This is a genomic window from Kribbella sp. NPDC026611 (assembly GCF_040638345.1).
In the GTDB taxonomy this organism is placed as follows: Bacteria; Actinomycetota; Actinomycetes; order Propionibacteriales; family Kribbellaceae; genus Kribbella.
In genome coordinates this window covers 730,713-746,366 of record NZ_JBEZYC010000001.1, presented here as the reverse complement: position 1 = coordinate 746,366, position 15,654 = coordinate 730,713, and the positions used below count along the sequence as shown (strand labels likewise).

Sequence of the window (15,654 nt, the reverse complement as noted above, 5' to 3'; positions counted from 1 at the left end):
CCCTACTCGTCGACGGCGCGGCGGGTGCTGCGCAGGTAGAAGATCGCGAACAGGAACGAGATCGCGATCAGGATGTTGCTCAGCGCCGCGCCCTGGCCGAACCGGAACTCCACGAAGGACTTCTGGTACGACTGGGTCGCCAGCGTCTGGGTCGCGTTCGCGGGTCCGCCGCCGGTCAGGCCGAGGATGATGTCCAGCACCTTGATCGTGTAGACGACGCCCAGCATCAGCACCACGCTCGCGACCGACCGCAGGTTCGGCCAGGTGATGTACCAGAACGCGCGCCATCCGGTCGCGCCGTCCAGCTGGCCGGCCTCGTACAACTCGTCCGGGATCTCGGACAGGCCGGAGTACAGCAGCGTCACGTTGAACGGGATACCGATCCAGATGTTCACCCCGATCACCGCGATCAGCGCGACCGACGGCGAGTTCAGCCACGGCACCGGGTCGTTGATCACGTGCAGACCTTGGAGCGTGCGGTTCAGGATCCCGCTGTCCTGCTCGAGTATCGACCGCCAGGTCGCGCTGGACACGATCAGCGGCAGCAGCCACGGCAGCAGGAGCAGCGATCGCAGCAGGCCGCCGAGCGGGAACCGCCGGCGGAAGAACAACGCCAGCGACAGCCCGATCGCGAACTGGAACGCGATCGACGCGACGGTGAACACGGCGGTGTTCGCTATCGCCTGCGAGAACAGGTTGTCGTGCACCACGGTGCTGTAGTTCTTGAACCCGACCCACGGCGCCACCCCGGTGAAGAACGTGCGCAAGCCGTAGTCCTGCAGGCTCATCAGCAGGTTCTTCACCACCGGGTAGCCGAACAGCGCGATCATCGCGACCGCGGCCGGCAGCACGAACAGGATCTTGGTCAGGCCTTCGCTGCGACGGCTCCGGCCGCGCGCGGTGACGCGGCCGGAGGTCGTCGTACCTGTCTGTGGTGATCGTGTCAGGGTCACTCCCGCCATTCCGATCAGCCGCCGGAGGCCTGCTTGAACGCGTCCTGGGCCGAGGCCTTACCGGTCAGCGCCAGCTGGATCGCCTGGTAGATCACCTTCGCGGCGTCCGGCCACTTGTCGCCCAGCTTGCCGGTCCGGGCCCGGGCCGTCTTCACCTGCTCGGCGAACGCCTTCATCGACGGGACGTCCTTGGCGTACTGGTCGAGCAGCGACAGCTTCGTCGGCAGCGTGAACCGGGCCTTCGCCCAGTCCAGCTCGTTCTGGTCCGAGTTCAGGCACTTCACGAAGTCCGCGGCCTTCTGCTGCTTGGCCTGGTCCTTGTTCAGCGGGACCGTCCAGGCCTCGCCGCCGAGCGGCGCGACCGGCTTCTGGTCCGGCTTGTTCAACGGGAACGTGACCACGTCCCACTTGACGTTCGGGGACTTCTGCAGCGCCGGGATCTGCCATGGGCCGTTGACCATCATCGCGGCCTTGCCGGCCACGAACTGGTCCTTCACGTCGCCCTGGGTCCAGTTGATCACGCTCTTGGACGCCGACCCCGACTTCACCAGGTCCACCCACAGCTGCAGGGCTTCCGCGACCTGCGGGCTGGTCAGGTCGGTCTCGTCGCCGCCGTTGGTCCACATCGCCGGCAGGAACTGCCACGAACCCTCGTACGTCGCGTTCGCGTTGAACGCCATCCCGTACCGGCCGGGCTTGGTCAGCTTCTTGGCCGCGGCCTTCAGCTCGTCCCAGGTCTTCGGCGGCTGGACGCCGGCGTCCTTCAGCATCTGCGTGTTGTAGAACAACGCGATCGTGTTCGTCACCGGCGCCAGGCCGTAGAGCTTGCCCTGGTACGACGTCGCGTCGGTCATGCCCTGGATCACGCCGTCACTGTTCAGCCCGAGGTCGTTCAGCGGCGCGAGCGCACCGGTCGCGGCGATCTGCTGGACGTCGGGGTTGTCGAGCATCAGCACGTCGGGCAGCGTCTTCGACGACGCCTGCTGCAGCACCTTCTGGATCAAGGTGTCACCAGGCACCGTCTCCCGCTGCAGCGTGACGCCGAGCTGGCTCGCGCAGGCGTCCAGGCCCTTCTGTACCAGCGTCTTGTCCGGGTCGTTGTTGTAGTAGTCGAGGATCGAGAGGCTCTTCACGCTGTCGCCGGACGAGGACGACTTGGCCCCTCCGCCGTTGTCACCGCAGGCGGCGAGGGCGAGCGACAGCGTCGTCACACCCGCCAGCGCGGCGGTGATCCGCTTGCTGATCATGACTTCGGTCTCCTTCGTCAAAGCGTTCAACAGACTTGCCGAGCGTGCGGTAAACCGCTTAACTGAGATGTCCAAGGACTATGTTCCTTGGGTCACACTGGTGTCAAGAGTTCAGAGGGGCGGGGATCCGAATGGTGACCATGCGGGACGTGGCCGAGCGGGCCGGGGTCTCGATCGCGACCGTGTCCTTCCTGCTGAACGACACCAAGCCGATCCGGGCCACCACCCGGGCCAAGATCGAGCAGGCGATGGCCGAGCTCGGCTACCGCCGCAACGTGGTCGCCCGCGCGCTGGCCAGCCGGCGGACGCACATCATCGCGATGGCGTACCCGGCGCTCGAGCACCGGTTCGGGATGTCGACGGCGGAGTTCTTCACCAGCGCGGCCGAGGCGGCGCGGAAGGAGGACTACCACCTGGTGCTCTGGCCGGTCGGCAACGACGGCATCGAGCTGCGCGAGCTGCTGGGCCAGGGTCTGGTGGACGGCGTCGTCCTGATGGAGGTCCAGCTGGACGATCCGCGGGTCGACGTACTACGGCAGACGAGTACGCCGTTCGCTTTGATTGGCCGGACCACCGAACTGGACGGTTTGGCCCACGTGGACATCGACTTCGACACGACCGTCGAGGCGGCCGTTGGTCATGTCTACGATCTCGGCCATCGCGAGCTGGCGTTGATCTCCGGCGATCTGAGCGACCCGCGCTTCCACGCCTACGGCCCGTGGGTCCGCACCGAGGACGCCTACCGGCGGGTGGTCTCGGCGTACGGTCTGCCCGTCAACGTCCTGCCCTGCTCGGACACCACTCAGGCCGGCAAGGCCGCCGCCGAACGGCTCCTGGCCGAGCACCCCGAGACCACGGCGATCCTGGTCCTGAACGAGTACGCCGCCCTGGGCGTCGTCTCCGGCCTGAAGCGCATCGGCCGCGACGTCCCCGCCGACGTGTCCGTCCTCTCGCTGCTGATGGTCCCCGAAACGGCCGCGATGACCGAGCCCGAGCTGACGATGATGCGTACACCGGGACCCGAGCTCGGCCAGCTGGGCACGGAGTCGTTGATCCGCCTCCTGGACGGCGCCGAGCCCCTGCCGCCACAGCTGGTGCCCGCCAAGCTCTTCCCGGGAGCTACGGTCGCAGTCCCCAGAGCGCAGCGACCAAGGGCCGGTGCAAGTCGTCCCGCCGCGCGCAAAGCCCGACAGTAAGCGGCTCCAGGTCGGCCGGCACCTCGACCAACCGGTCCCGCATGACCGACGAGTCCAAGACCAACCGCGGCACGACCCCGATCCCGCAGCCCAGGGCCACCAGCGCGAGCAGCGCCTCGTGCCCATCGGTCTCCGCAGCGATGACCGACTTCACCCCGGCCTGCCGGAACCAGCGGAACGCCGCTTCCCGGACCAGCCCACGCGCCGGTACGACGTACTCCGTCTGCGGCTCGCCGTTGCTCACGAGCACGAGGTCGGTCACGGCGACCGTCCGGCTGACCAGCGATTGCGGCAACCGGCGGGGAATCCCCGCCACCGCGACGTCGACCTCGCCTTCGTCGAGCCGTGCGAGGGCCGCCGCCGCGTCACCTGTGCGGACGTCGAGCCGGATCTGCGGATGTGCCGCCCGCAACGGCGCGAGAAGATCGGGCAGCAGCATCTGGCAGGCCGTGACCGTCGCGAAGATCCGAAGCTCGCCGGTCAGCCCGGCCGTCTCACCGGTGCCGGCCCGGTACTGCTCCCAGAGCGCCAGATCTTCCTGGGCGTACGCCGCGAACCGCCGGCCCTCCGCGGTGAGCGCGACACCGCGCGGACCACGGTCCAGCAGCCGCGCCCCGACCCGGGCCTCCAGCCGCTGGATCGTCCGCGTCAGCGTGGCGGCGCTGACATGCGACTCCAGGCTCGTCCGGCCGTAGTTCAGCGTCCGGGCCAGGTGCAGAAACAGCTCCAGCTCCCGATGCTCCACGTTTCACCTCCCGCAACGACCCGCTGCAGATGTTGCGCTTGCTGTAACATATCCGATCCACCTTCACTGGAAGGCATGAACAGCATCAGCTCGTCGGTCTTCCGAACCGAGACCATGACCGTGCCGGGCGGGACCGAGACGGTCGTGCGCGGCGGCCGGGACCTCTTCCCGCTGCTGCCGCAGGCGCTGCACGGCGTACGGCGGATCGGCGTCCTCGGATGGGGTCCGCAGGGCCGCGCGCAGGCGCTGAACCTCCGGGACTCGCTGGCGGGCACCGACGTGGTCGTCTCGGTCGGCCTCCGCCCCGGATCCGCCTCGGTGGCCGACGCTCGCCGGCACGGCTTCACCGAGGAGGACCGCACGCTCGGCGACTGGCTCGAGGTGGCGGCCACCGCCGACCTGGTCATCCTGTTGATCGCCGACGCCGCGCTCGCCGCGAACCACCAGCGGATCTTCGAGGTCCTGCGACCCGGCGCGACCATCGGCCTGTCGCACGGCTTCCTGCTCGGCCACCTGCGCACGATCGGCAGGGACTTCCCGGACGCGCATCCGGTGATCGCGGTCTGCCCGAAGGGGATGGGCGACTCGGTACGCCGGCTCTACGAGCAGGGCCGGTCCGTCAACGGGGCCGGAATCAACGCGAGTATCGCCGTCCACGCGGATCCGGACAGGCACGGGACGGATCGGGCGCTGGCGTGGTCGATCGCGCTCGGGTCGCCGTACACGTTCGCGACCACGCTGCGGTCGGAGTACCTGTCGGACATCGTCGGCGAGCGGGCGATCCTGCTCGGCGCGGTGCACGGCCAGGTCGAGGCGTTGTACCGGCATTTCCGGATCGCCGGAGACGACGCGGTGACCGCGTACCGGCGGTCGACCGAGACGATCACCGGCCCGATCGCACGGACGATCTCGTCCTCCGGCCTGGCCGCGGTCCGATCGGCCACCGGCGCCGAGGACGCGTTCGACCGCGCGTACTCCGCGGCGTACGGACCGGTCCGGGACCTGGTCGCCGAGATCTACGACGAGGTTGCCGAGGGCACCGAGCTGCGGAGCGTGATCCTGGCCGAGCAGCGGCTCGCGACCCGGCCGATGACCGAGATCAGCGGCAGCCCGATGTGGTCGCACAGCGCCGCGGTACACGCGCTGCGGGCGTCGGAGCCGGTGGCCGTCGACCCGCTGACCGCGGGGCTGTTCGTGGCGACGATGACGGCGCAGGTCGACGAGTTCGCCGCGCGCGGCCACGCCTGGTCGGAGATCGTCAACGAGTCGGTGATCGAGGCCGTGGACTCGCTGCTGCCCTACATGCATGCCCGGGACGTCGCCTACATGGTCGACAACTGCTCGCGGACGGCCCGGCTCGGCACCCGCCGCTGGGGCCCGCGCTTCCAGGCGGCCTACGAGCAGCTCGCGCTACCGCACGCCGGTGATCCAGCCGATCCGACGCTGGTGCAGGGCTTCCTCGACAACCCGGCCCACGAGGCATTGGCCGCAGCGGCGATGCTGCGGCCAACCGTGGACATCTCGGTGTCCTAGAGCTTCAGCGAAGCGGCGACCACGTCGGCGAGGGAGTGGGCGATCTCGTTGGCGGTGTCGGAGGACTCGGCCTCGACCATGACCCGGACCAGCGGCTCGGTGCCGGAGGGGCGGAGCAGGACGCGGCCGGTGTCGCCGAGGCGCTTGGTGGCTTCGGCAACCGCGGTCTGGACCGTCGGGTCGGTGCCGGCCCGGTTCTTGTCCACGTTCTTCACGTTGACCAGGACCTGCGGCAGGCGGGTCATCGCGGCCGCCAGGTCGCTCAGCGACTTGCCGGTCTGGGCGATCCGGGCGAGCAGCATGACTGCGGTCAGCGTGCCGTCGCCGGTGGTGGCGTGGTCGGACAGGATCACGTGCCCGGACTGCTCACCGCCGAGCTTGTGGCCGCCGGCCTTCATCGCCTCCAGCACGTACCGGTCGCCGACCTTGGTCTGCTCGACCGCGATCCGCTCCCGGACCATCGCCTGCACGAAGCCCAGGTTGCTCATCACGGTCGCGACGACGGTGTCGTTCGACAGCCGGCCGCTGTCGCGCATCGCCAGCGCGAGCACCGCGAGGATCTGGTCGCCGTCGACGAGCTCGCCGTTGGCGTCCACGGCCAGGCAGCGGTCCGCGTCGCCGTCGAGCGCGATACCGACATCGGCGCGGTGGCCGATCACCTCGCGCTGCAGGCCCTCGATGTGCGTCGAGCCGCAGTTCAGGTTGATGTTCAGCCCGTCCGGCTCGGCGGCGTACGTGATCACCTCGGCACCAAGCCGGCGCAGCGCCTCCGGCGCGGTCCCGGACGCGGCGCCGTTGGCGCAGTCGATCACGACCTTGAGGCCGTCGAAACGGTTCGGCGCGGACCGGACCAGGTGCGAGACGTAGGTCTCGAACCCCTGGCCGTCGTCGAGCACCCGCCCGACGGCGGCACCGGTCGGGCGCTGCCACTCCTCGTTCATCCGGGCCTCGATGGCGTCCTCGATGACGTCGTCGAGCTTGATCCCGCCGCGGGCCAGGAACTTGATGCCGTTGTCCGGCATCGGGTTGTGGCTGGCGGACAGCATCACGCCGAGGTCGGCGCCGGTCGAGCCGGTCAGGTACGCGACGGCCGGGGTCGGCAGCACGCCGAGCCGGACGACATCGACGCCGGCGCTGGCCAGACCGGCCACCACGGCGGCTTCCAGGAACTCTCCACTGGCACGCGGATCCCGGCCCACAACGGCGCGCGGCCGGTGCCCTTCGAAGGCACCGGCCTCGCCGAGTACGTGAGCTGCCGCGACCGAGAGGTCGAGCGCCAGCTCCGCGGTCAGGTCCACGTTCGCCAGGCCACGGACTCCGTCCGTACCGAACAAACGCCCCATCAGGTGATCAGCGCTTGCTGTACTGAGGCGCCTTACGGGCCTTCTTGAGACCGGCCTTCTTGCGCTCCTTGATCCGCGCGTCGCGGGTGAGCAGGCCGGCCTTCTTCAGGCCCGGGCGGTTGGCCTCGAGGTCCGCGGCGTTCAGGCAGCGGGCCACCCCGAGCTGCAGCGCACCGGCCTGGCCGGTGATCCCGCCACCGTTGATCCGGGCGATCACGTCGTACGAGCCCTCCAGGCCCGCGACGACGAACGGCTCGTTCACGTGCTGCTGGTGGACCTTGTTCGGGAAGTAGACGTCGAGGTCCTTCCCGTTGATCTTCCACTTGCCGGTGCCCGGGACGATCCGGACGCGGGCGACGGCCTCCTTGCGGCGACCAGTGGCGCCGGCCGGGTTGATGACCGCGACCCGGCCCGTCTCGGCGCGCTGCTCCGGAGCCGGGTTCGTCTCGGAGGTGTAGGCGACCGGGCCCTCGTTGTCGATGGGGACCTCGGGGTCGAACTCTTCGGTCTCGGTGGTGATGTCGCTCACGCTGTGAATCCTCGTTTACCTGGTTCGTCGATCGCTTACTGGGCGATCTGGGTGATCTCGAACGGCTTCGGCTGCTGGGCCGTGTGCGGGTGCTCCGGACCGGCGTACACCTTCAGCTTGGTGAGCAGCTTCCGGCTCAGGCGGTTCTTCGGCAGCATGCCCCAGACGGCCTTCTCGACGGCCTTGCGCGGGTCCTTGTCGAGGATCTCGCCGATCGGCGTGGCGGTCAGACCACCCGGATGACCCGAGTGGCGGTACGCCAGCTTGTCGGTCCGCTTGGTGCCGGACAGCGCCACCTTGGAGGCGTTGACGACGATGACGAAGTCCCCACCGTCCACGTGCGGGGCGAACGTCGGCTTGTGCTTGCCGCGCAACAGGGTGGCGATCTGGACGGCGAGCCGACCGAGCGTGACGTCGGTGGCGTCGATCACGTGCCACTCACGAGTGACGTCAGCAGGCTTCGGGCTGTACGTGCGCACGGTCGTTGACCTTCGTTTCTCAGAGGTTGACTAGAACTGGACGTCGGCGAGCGGTCAGCCGACAAGACTCAGCCTGTACTGGACCTGAAACGCACAACAGCAGCCCAGAATACCGGGGTCGGCACGCGCGGGTCAAAGTGAGCCAACCCGCCGAGGGGACCCCGGCTTGGATGGAGCTGAGGACAGCACTAGTTTAGCGGTGAAGATTGCAGTCCGAACCCGCGTCCCGCCGGCTGACTTACCCTCATTCATCCAGGCGATGACGCCAGCTTCCGAAGAGGGCATTGTGACCGAACAGTCGCTCACCGTCCGGGACAACCGGACCGGCAAGGACTTCGACCTTGCCATCACCGATGGCACCATCCGTGCCGCCGACCTCAAGCAAATCAGCGCGACCGAGGGTGACGGTGGCCTCGCCACCTACGACCCCGGTTTCGTGAACACGGCGTCCTGCCGCTCGTCCGTCACCTTCATCGACGGCGACAAGGGCATCCTGGAGTACCGCGGTTACCCGATCGAGCAGCTCGCCGAGCAGTCCACCTATCTGGAGGTGGCCTACCTGCTGGTGAACGGCAGGCTGCCGAACAAGGCGGAGTACGAGGCCTGGGTGCACGACGTGACGATTCACACGTTCGTGCACGAGAACCTGAAGACCTTCATGCAGGGCTTCCGGTACGACGCGCACCCGATGGGCATGCTGCTCGCCTCGGTCGGCGGCCTGTCCACGTTCTACCCGGAGTCGCGGAACATCTTCGACGAGTCGTCCCGGGCGCTGCAGATCCGCCGGCTGATCGCGAAGATGCCGACCCTCGGCGCGTTCGCGTTCCGGCACGCGCAGGGCAAGCCGTACGTCTACCCGGACAACGAGCTGAGCTACACGGCCAACTTCCTGTCGATGCTGTTCAAGATGAGCGAGCCGAAGTACGCCGCCGACGACCGGCTGGTGCGGGCGCTCGAGATCCTCTTCATCCTGCACGCCGACCACGAGCAGAACGCGTCGACCAACGCGGTCCGGGCGATCGGCTCGACCCAGGTCGACCCGTACACCGCGGTGGCCGGCGGGATCGGCGCGCTCTACGGCCCGCTGCACGGCGGCGCCAACGAGGCGGTGCTGAAGATGCTGCGCCGGATCGGCGGGGTGGAGAACGTCCCGTCGTTCATCGAGGGCGTGAAGAACGGCGAAGAGCGGCTGATGGGCTTCGGCCACCGGGTCTACAAGAACTACGACCCGCGGGCCAAGATCATCAAGAAGGCCGCCGACGACGTGTTCGAGGTGACCGGGATCAACCCGCTGCTGAAGATCGCCGTCGAGCTGGAGAAGATCGCGCTCGAGGACGAGTACTTCGTCTCCCGGAAGCTGTACCCGAACGTCGACTTCTACTCCGGCCTGATCTACGAGGCCCTGCAGTTCCCGCCGGAGATGTTCACCGTCCTGTTCGCCATCCCCCGCACCTCCGGCTGGCTGGCCCAGTGGCTGGAGATGCTAGGCGACGGCGACCAGAAGATCGCCCGCCCCAAACAGATCTACACCGGCGAACGAGGCGTCCAATACGTCCCCATGGGCGACCGCTGACCCGTCGTACCCCCAGAAACGGCCCCTCCGTCGGAGGGGCCGTTTCCCATTCCCCACCCCTCCCACCACCCGTCGCCCGCGCCTCCCCCTCCCCGCCACCTCAGGGGTCAACCCCTCAGTGTGTGGGTTGACCCCTTGGAATCAGGTGGCCGAACCCACCAGCTCCGGGGTTGACCCCTGAGATGGTGCGGACCGGGGAGGGGTTGGGCCGTTGGCGGAGAGTGTTTCCGCGGGGCACACCCACCTGAATGTCGGTGGGTGGGGTTACGTTCCGGGGATGGGAGCGTTGGTGGGGAAGGTTGCGCTGGTCACCGGTGCCAGTCGGGGGGTTGGGAAGGGGATTGCTCTTGGGCTGGGGGAGCAGGGAGCGACTGTTTATGTGACCGGGCGGACGGAGACGGGTGGCGCGACGCCTACGCCGTTGCCTGGGACGGTGCAGGAGACGGCGGCTGAGGTCAGCGCGCTGGGTGGGCGCGGGGTTGCGATCGGGTGTGATCACCGGGACGACGAGCAAACCCGGGCGGCCGTCCGCCGGGTGGTCGAGGAGGCCGGGCGGCTCGACGTACTGGTGAACAACGTTTGGGGCGGCTACGAGTACTTCTGGGACGGGACGCCGTTCTGGACGGAGGCCGGGTTCTGGACCCAGCCGATCGAGCGCTGGGACTCGGCGTTCCAGGCAGGGGTACGGGCGCATTACCTGACCAGCGTGGCGGCGGTGCCGACGATGGTCAGCCAGGGTTCCGGGCTGATCGTCACGGTGTCCTCGGAGGGCGCCGAGAAGGTCGACACCGGCGTCGCGTACGGCGCTGCGAAGGCGGCGAGCGACCACATGATCGCCTGCATGGCCAACGAACTACGGGACCACGGCGTGACCGCGGTGTCGTTGTACCCCGGCCTCGTCCGGACCGAGTCGGTCCTCCGCGCCGCGGAGTACATCGATCTCACCCACTCCGAGTCGCCGCTCTTCGTGGGCCGCGCCGTTGCCGCTCTCGCTGCCGACCCAGCGGTCGAGCGCCACACGGGCCAGGTCGTCCGCACGTCCGCGCTCGCCGAGGAGTACGGCTTCACCGAGTAGACCTCTTGCGCCGCTAGGCTCTTCTGCACACTTCGACGGCGACTGACCGGGCGTGAGGCGTATGGATCGTAGACTCCAATCCGAGGACCCCGGGTACCAGCTGGTGCGCGACATCGTGCATGCCGTGGCGTATCGGTTGCGGGTGGAGACCGGGTGGAACGGGGTGGTCTACCAGGCCGCTGCGCCGAGTCGGTTCCAGCGGGCCGGGCGGGCCTGGAACGGGGAGAACGATCCGCTGCACGACTGGGACACGGTCACCGTCAACGACGACCACAGCCTGACCGTGCGCGCCGACATCCTCGGCCACGTACTGGACGCACAGGCCGGCCGGTTGGACTGGGACGAGAATCGCAAGGGCTACCAGGCGATGACCCGGCTGGTGCACGGCGCTGTCGAGGCCAGCCGTCACGACCCGAAGTACGACCCGTCGGAGGTGTACGCCGAGGACGAGGCGTCCGACACGTTGACCCTCGGTCTGTGCCAGGACTGGGCCTGGGACCGGCAGGGTGGCGACCGCAACACCCAGGCGATCATCTCCAGGCTCGGAATCAACCAGCACACTCCCCGGCTGACCTCCAGCCGGCTGGTCGACGCGGTGCCGCACGCCCGCACCGCCGCCCACCAGTTCGTGACCGAGCTCGCGAAGGCCGCCCGCCGGCCGCGGGACGTGACCCACCGCGAGCTCGTCGGCACCCATCCGGCCGAGCGCTGGAACCAGATCGGCGATTGGCTGATCGACGCCAACCTGCAGGGTGCGATCGGCCCCGGCGAGCGCGCCCAGCTGCGCCAGGAGCTGGCCGTCATCGCGCACAACAACTACGCCGCGGTCGCCGAGATCCCGGACGAGCTACGCACCATGGCACGCGGTACGCCGCCCCAGCGCGTGCAGTTCGCCCACACGCTCCGAGAGCGTGGCAAGGAAGTGGGCGGAAACGCGCTGCTCCGGCTGAACATCCACGCCAAGGGAACCATGGTGAACTGGCTCAAGCGCCGCGAGGAGCTCGACCGCGTACACCGCGCCGCCGCCGACCTCGGCATCCCGGTGGACCAGCTGCAGGCGCTGATGCACGCCACCACGCGAAAGGACGGCTCGCGTCAAGACGGTACGCCGCAGGTCCGCCCGCACGCCCCGAAGGGATACGACGGTCGCCATTGACATTGGAAACGGCCCCGGGCGGACATTTCGTCTCGGTCCGGGGCCGTTCGGCGCCTCTGCGGACTAGGACGCCGGCAATCCGGCCTAGGTTCCGATGAGTTGGTCCACCAGTCCGCGGGCCTTCGCCATCGCCAGGTGGTCGATGTAATCGCGGGACTCGACGATCTGGCCGTCGCGGATCCGCATCACGAAGATGTTCGAGGCCCGGAACGGCTCGCCGGTGACCTCCGACGTACCGGCGTAGTCGAACTCCGCGACGATCACCTCCGGGTCCGTGGTCTGGTGGACGACCAGGTTGGTCGCGTCGAACGTCACCACCGCGTTGACCTTCGGGCCGACCGAGAAGTGTTCGCGCAACTCGTCGCGGGTGCGCAGCGGTGGCCCGCCGGCCGGGTGCATCGGGTGCCGGACGTCGGTCTGCTCGGCGTACAGGTCGGGCAGCGCCTCGAAGTCGCCGGCCGCGACGCCGCGCACGAGCGCACGAAAGACCTCTTCAGGAGTCATCAGGGTTCCTCACCAGGTTAAATGGAGTATCGACTCCGAATATACGGAGTATCAACTTCGGTTACAACCGGAACGGGCTTTCCGGCGTCTCCTACGCTGAGGGCGAGGAAGGGGTGCAAGGTGCGAGCTGACGCGCGGGACAACCGGGCCCGGATCATGGCCGCGGCGAACGAGGTGTTCGGCCGCTCGCCGAGCGCGTCGACCGATGACGTGGCCCGGCTGGCCGGCGTCGGGATCGCCACCGTGTTCCGGCACTTCCCGACGAAGGTCGAGCTGCTGGAGGCCGTGCTCACGCTGCGGCTGGAGCGGATCCGCGAGGACGCCCTGGCGGCGGCGGACAGCACGGACCCGGGGACGGCGTTCTACCGGTTCTTCACCGCGGTCGTCGCCGACTCGGCGTCCAAGCTCGCGATCGCGGAGGCGTTGACGACCGCGGGAGCGGCGATCGGCGAGGACGCCCGGAAGGCCGGTCGCGGGATGCGGGAGGCGATCGAGGGGCTGCTGCTGGCGGCTCAGCGGGCAGGGGCCGTCCGGGCCGACGCCCAGATGGCCGAGGTCTACGCGCTGCTGGTCGGTGCCTCCCGGGGCGCGACCGCAACCAACCTCCAGCCGGAGGTCCGGGACCGGATGCTCGCCCTGATCTACGACGGACTGAAGCCGCGTTCGTGAGACGTCGCGTCGTCCTGGTCGTCGCGCTCGTCCTCCTCCTGCTGGTCGCTCCGCTTGGGGCGTACGCCGTCTCTCTGCGAGTGCAGTACTCCGGTGAACCGTCCGCCCGGACGCGCAACCACGACGCGCTCTGGCTGGGCCACGCCTGGGTCGACGGCCGGAAGACGGCGGCCGACGTGACCGAGCTGGCCAAGCGTCTCGACGGCACCGGGATCCGCGACCTGTACGTCCATACCGGTCCGCTCGAGCACGACGGATCGTTGCCGTTGGCAAAGGTATCGCCCAAGGCGCGCTGGTTCGTCGACGCGGTGCACGCGGCCGCTCCCGGCGTACGGGTGCAGGCCTGGCTCGGCGACGTCGTCCAGCCGGGCAAGGATCCGGGCATGGACCTGGACGACGCCGCGGTCCGCCAACGGGTCGTCGCGTCGGCGTCCGCCGTACTGGGCCAGGGTTTTCAGGGCATCCACTACGACTTCGAGCCGGTGCGGTCCGGGTCGCCGGGCTTCCTCGCCGTCCTCGACGAGACCCGCGCGCTGGGTACCACGTTGTCCGTCGCGGCCGCGCAGATCGACCCGCTGTGGCAGCTGCACCGGATCCCGATCGACAAGTGGTGGTCGCAGGACTACTTCCGGCAGGTCGCCGAGCGGGTCAACCAGATCGCGGTGATGTCCTACGACACAGCGATGCCGCTGGAGTCCCTGTACGGCGGTTACGTCGCCAAACAGACCAAACTGGCACTGGAGGTCACTCCCCCGGCCACCGATCTCCTCATGGGTCTCCCGGCGTACTGGGAGAGCAACCCCAGCCACTGGGGTCACGCAGAGACCGTCTCCGCAGCGGTCCGGGGCGCCCGCTTGGGTCTGGGCGCCTCGGACCGGCAGAACTTCGGTCTGGCGTTGTACGTCGACTTCACTGCCACAGACGCGCACTGGGCGGCGTACCGCGCGGGCTGGTGCTCAAACTCCTAGCGAGCGCGCTCTACCCGGCCCTCGTCCCAGACCGGCTCGTCGGACTCGTAGACCGAGCCGTCGGCGCCGAACACCAGGTAGCGGTCGAAGCCACGGGCGAACCAGCGGTCGTGGGTGACCGCAAGGACCGTGCCGTCGAAGGAGTCCAGGCCCTCCTCCAGCGCCTCGGCGGACTCGACGTCGAGGTTGTCGGTGGGCTCGTCGAGCAGCAGCAGCGTCGCACCGGACAGCTCGAGCAGCAGGATCTGGAACCGCGCCTGCTGACCACCGGACAGGCTGTCGAACGTCTGCTCGGCCGCATACGCCAGCTCGTACTTGTCCAGCTTCCGCGAGGCCAGCTCGCGCCCCATACCGTCCCGGTGGTCGTCGCCGCGGTGCAGGATCTCCAGCAGCGTCTTGCCGGCCAGCTCCGGGTGCTCGTGCGTCTGCGCGAACCAGCCCGGCCGCACGCGAGCGCCGAGCTTCGCGGCTCCGGAGTGGGCCACCGCTGCGATCGGTACGTCGCCCACCGGCTGGTGCTCGATGTCCGGATCCGAGCCACCGTTGGCGAGCAGCCGGAGGAAGTGCGACTTGCCCGACCCGTTGGAGCCCAGCACGGCGACGCGTTCGCCGTACCAGACCTCGAGGTCGAACGGCTTCATCAGGCCGGTCAGCTCGAGCCCGGTGCAGACCACGGCCCGCTTGCCGGTCCGGCCGCCGGTCAGCCGCATCTTGACCTTCTGCTCGCGCGGGATGGCCTGCGGCGGACCCGCCTCCTCGAACTTGCGCAGCCGGGTCTGCGCGGCCCGGTACCGCGACGCCATGTCCGAGTTGTACGCCGCCTTCTGCTTGTACATCAGCATCAGCTCGCGGAGCTTGGCGTGCTCCTCGTCCCACCGCTTGCGCAGCTCCTCGAACCGCTCGAACCGCTCCCGCCGCGCCTCGTGGTACGTCCGGAACCCACCACCGTGCGTCCAGGCGGTGTTGCCCGCGGCACCAAGCTCCACGGTGACGATCCGAGTCGCGGTGTTGGCCAGCAGCTCCCGGTCGTGGCTGATGTACAGCACGGTCTTGTCGGTACTGCGCAGCTGCTCCTCGAGCCACCGCTTCCCCGGTACGTCGAGGTAGTTGTCCGGCTCGTCCAGCATCAGCACCTCGTCCGGCCCGCGCAGCAGGGCCTCCAGCACCAGGCGCTTCTGCTCACCACCGGACAGCGTCTTCACCTCACGCCAGCGGCACCGTTCGTACGGGATGCCGAGAGCTGCCGTGGTACAGACGTCCCAGAGCACCTCGGCGTCGTACCCACCGACCTCGCCCCAGTCCGCGATCGCCTGGGCGTACCGGAGCTGGGTCTTCTCGTCGTCGGCCTCCATCATCGCCAGCTCGGCCTTGTCCAGCTTCGCCGCGGCCTGCTGGAGGGCGTCGGGCGCGACGGACAGCAGCAGATCCCGCACGGTCGACTCGTCCCGGACGGACCCGACGAACTGCCGCATCACCCCGAGCCCACCGGACCGCGCAACGCTGCCGCTGTGCGGCTTCAGGTCGCCGGCGATGATCCGGGTCAGGGTGGTCTTGCCGGATCCGTTCGCGCCGACCAGCGCGACCTTGGCACCGTCGCCGACCCGGAACCCGATGTCGTCCAGCAACACCCGCCCGTCCGGCAGCTCGTACCCGACCCCTGCGACCTCCACGTGACCCATTCGTC

Annotated in this window: 15 protein-coding genes; 7 read left to right on the top strand and 8 right to left on the bottom strand. The window is 68.9% G+C overall.

The features are described 5' to 3' along the window. Positions 1-2: 2 nt before the first annotated feature. The gene (locus AB0E69_RS03810) at positions 3-962 is read right to left on the bottom strand and encodes a sugar ABC transporter permease (protein WP_360138994.1); all 960 of its coding nucleotides are present in this window, start codon (positions 960-962) and stop codon (positions 3-5) included. 5 nt (positions 963-967) lie between these two features. Beyond that, positions 968-2,200 (bottom strand): ABC transporter substrate-binding protein, encoded by a 1,233-nt coding sequence (locus AB0E69_RS03805; protein WP_360138991.1) that lies wholly within the window; start codon positions 2,198-2,200, stop codon positions 968-970. Between the two features lie 131 nt (positions 2,201-2,331). Here AB0E69_RS03805 and AB0E69_RS03800 point away from each other — a divergent pair, with 131 nt between their 5' ends. Then, a complete protein-coding gene (locus tag AB0E69_RS03800; protein WP_360138988.1) occupies positions 2,332-3,396 on the top strand; it encodes a LacI family DNA-binding transcriptional regulator in 1,065 nt (354 codons plus the stop codon). On the opposite strand, the gene ilvY is transcribed toward AB0E69_RS03800, so the two are convergent. After that, positions 3,320-4,141: an HTH-type transcriptional activator IlvY gene (ilvY, locus tag AB0E69_RS03795; RefSeq protein WP_360138985.1), complete on the bottom strand. Its 822-nt coding sequence runs from the start codon at positions 4,139-4,141 to the stop codon at positions 3,320-3,322. The two genes, AB0E69_RS03800 and ilvY, sit on opposite strands and share 77 nt — an antisense overlap. Positions 4,142-4,216: 75 nt before the next feature. Between ilvY and AB0E69_RS03790 the strand changes: the two genes are divergently transcribed. After that, on the top strand, positions 4,217-5,674 hold the full coding sequence (locus AB0E69_RS03790) for a ketol-acid reductoisomerase (RefSeq protein ID WP_360138982.1): 1,458 nt from the start codon (positions 4,217-4,219) through the stop codon (positions 5,672-5,674). On the opposite strand, the gene glmM is transcribed toward AB0E69_RS03790, so the two are convergent. The 3 genes from glmM to rplM are packed head-to-tail and all read right to left on the bottom strand — an operon-like array spanning position 5,671 to position 8,025. After that, on the bottom strand, positions 5,671-7,017 hold the full coding sequence (glmM, locus tag AB0E69_RS03785) for a phosphoglucosamine mutase (protein ID WP_360138979.1): 1,347 nt from the start codon (positions 7,015-7,017) through the stop codon (positions 5,671-5,673). The genes AB0E69_RS03790 and glmM overlap by 4 nt on opposite strands. A 7-nt stretch (positions 7,018-7,024) precedes the next feature. Beyond that, positions 7,025-7,546, bottom strand: a complete 522-nt coding sequence (rpsI, locus tag AB0E69_RS03780; RefSeq protein ID WP_137258674.1) for a 30S ribosomal protein S9 — start codon at positions 7,544-7,546, stop codon at positions 7,025-7,027. A 35-nt stretch (positions 7,547-7,581) separates the two neighbouring features. Continuing rightward, complete coding sequence (rplM, locus tag AB0E69_RS03775; RefSeq protein ID WP_130441431.1) at positions 7,582-8,025, bottom strand: 50S ribosomal protein L13; 444 nt, start codon at positions 8,023-8,025, stop codon at positions 7,582-7,584. 286 nt (positions 8,026-8,311) lie between these two features. Between rplM and AB0E69_RS03770 the strand changes: the two genes are divergently transcribed. From AB0E69_RS03770 to AB0E69_RS03760, 3 genes are all read left to right on the top strand, one after another. Then, positions 8,312-9,598 (top strand): citrate synthase, encoded by a 1,287-nt coding sequence (locus AB0E69_RS03770; protein WP_360138975.1) that lies wholly within the window; start codon positions 8,312-8,314, stop codon positions 9,596-9,598. A gap of 277 nt (positions 9,599-9,875) precedes the next feature. After that, positions 9,876-10,673, top strand: a complete 798-nt coding sequence (locus AB0E69_RS03765) for an SDR family NAD(P)-dependent oxidoreductase (RefSeq protein ID WP_360138972.1) — start codon at positions 9,876-9,878, stop codon at positions 10,671-10,673. A gap of 61 nt (positions 10,674-10,734) precedes the next feature. Continuing rightward, positions 10,735-11,829 (top strand): hypothetical protein, encoded by a 1,095-nt coding sequence (locus AB0E69_RS03760; RefSeq protein ID WP_360138969.1) that lies wholly within the window; start codon positions 10,735-10,737, stop codon positions 11,827-11,829. A gap of 84 nt (positions 11,830-11,913) precedes the next feature. Here the strand turns inward: AB0E69_RS03760 and AB0E69_RS03755 are convergent, their stop codons facing one another. Beyond that, entirely contained in the window at positions 11,914-12,333 is a 420-nt protein-coding gene (locus AB0E69_RS03755) for a nuclear transport factor 2 family protein (RefSeq protein WP_360138966.1), read from the bottom strand. A gap of 120 nt (positions 12,334-12,453) precedes the next feature. Here AB0E69_RS03755 and AB0E69_RS03750 point away from each other — a divergent pair, with 120 nt between their 5' ends. Together AB0E69_RS03750 and AB0E69_RS03745 are read left to right on the top strand one after the other, a co-directional pair. Then, positions 12,454-13,002 (top strand): helix-turn-helix domain-containing protein, encoded by a 549-nt coding sequence (locus AB0E69_RS03750; RefSeq protein WP_360138963.1) that lies wholly within the window; start codon positions 12,454-12,456, stop codon positions 13,000-13,002. Further along, positions 12,999-13,970: a hypothetical protein gene (locus tag AB0E69_RS03745; RefSeq protein ID WP_360138960.1), complete on the top strand. Its 972-nt coding sequence runs from the start codon at positions 12,999-13,001 to the stop codon at positions 13,968-13,970. The genes AB0E69_RS03750 and AB0E69_RS03745 overlap by 4 nt, the downstream gene beginning before the upstream one ends. Here AB0E69_RS03745 and AB0E69_RS03740 read toward each other — a convergent pair. Continuing rightward, a complete protein-coding gene (locus AB0E69_RS03740) occupies positions 13,967-15,649 on the bottom strand; it encodes an ATP-binding cassette domain-containing protein (RefSeq protein WP_360138957.1) in 1,683 nt (560 codons plus the stop codon). The two genes, AB0E69_RS03745 and AB0E69_RS03740, sit on opposite strands and share 4 nt — an antisense overlap. Positions 15,650-15,654: the final 5 nt, after the last annotated feature.

Bases quoted from the DNA above. Each gene is read 5' to 3' on its own strand.
- AB0E69_RS03810 (WP_360138994.1), bottom strand. From the start codon at position 962: ATGGCGGGAGTGACCCTGACACGATCACCACAGACAGGTACGACGACC.
- AB0E69_RS03805 (WP_360138991.1), bottom strand. From the start codon at position 2,200: ATGATCAGCAAGCGGATCACCGCCGCGCTGGCGGGTGTGACGACGCTG.
- AB0E69_RS03800 (WP_360138988.1), top strand. From the start codon at position 2,332: ATGGTGACCATGCGGGACGTGGCCGAGCGGGCCGGGGTCTCGATCGCG.
- AB0E69_RS03790 (WP_360138982.1), top strand. From the start codon at position 4,217: ATGAACAGCATCAGCTCGTCGGTCTTCCGAACCGAGACCATGACCGTG.
- glmM (WP_360138979.1), bottom strand. From the start codon at position 7,017: ATGGGGCGTTTGTTCGGTACGGACGGAGTCCGTGGCCTGGCGAACGTG.
- AB0E69_RS03765 (WP_360138972.1), top strand. From the start codon at position 9,876: ATGGGAGCGTTGGTGGGGAAGGTTGCGCTGGTCACCGGTGCCAGTCGG.
- AB0E69_RS03760 (WP_360138969.1), top strand. From the start codon at position 10,735: ATGGATCGTAGACTCCAATCCGAGGACCCCGGGTACCAGCTGGTGCGC.
- AB0E69_RS03755 (WP_360138966.1), bottom strand. From the start codon at position 12,333: ATGACTCCTGAAGAGGTCTTTCGTGCGCTCGTGCGCGGCGTCGCGGCC.
- AB0E69_RS03740 (WP_360138957.1), bottom strand. From the start codon at position 15,649: ATGGGTCACGTGGAGGTCGCAGGGGTCGGGTACGAGCTGCCGGACGGG.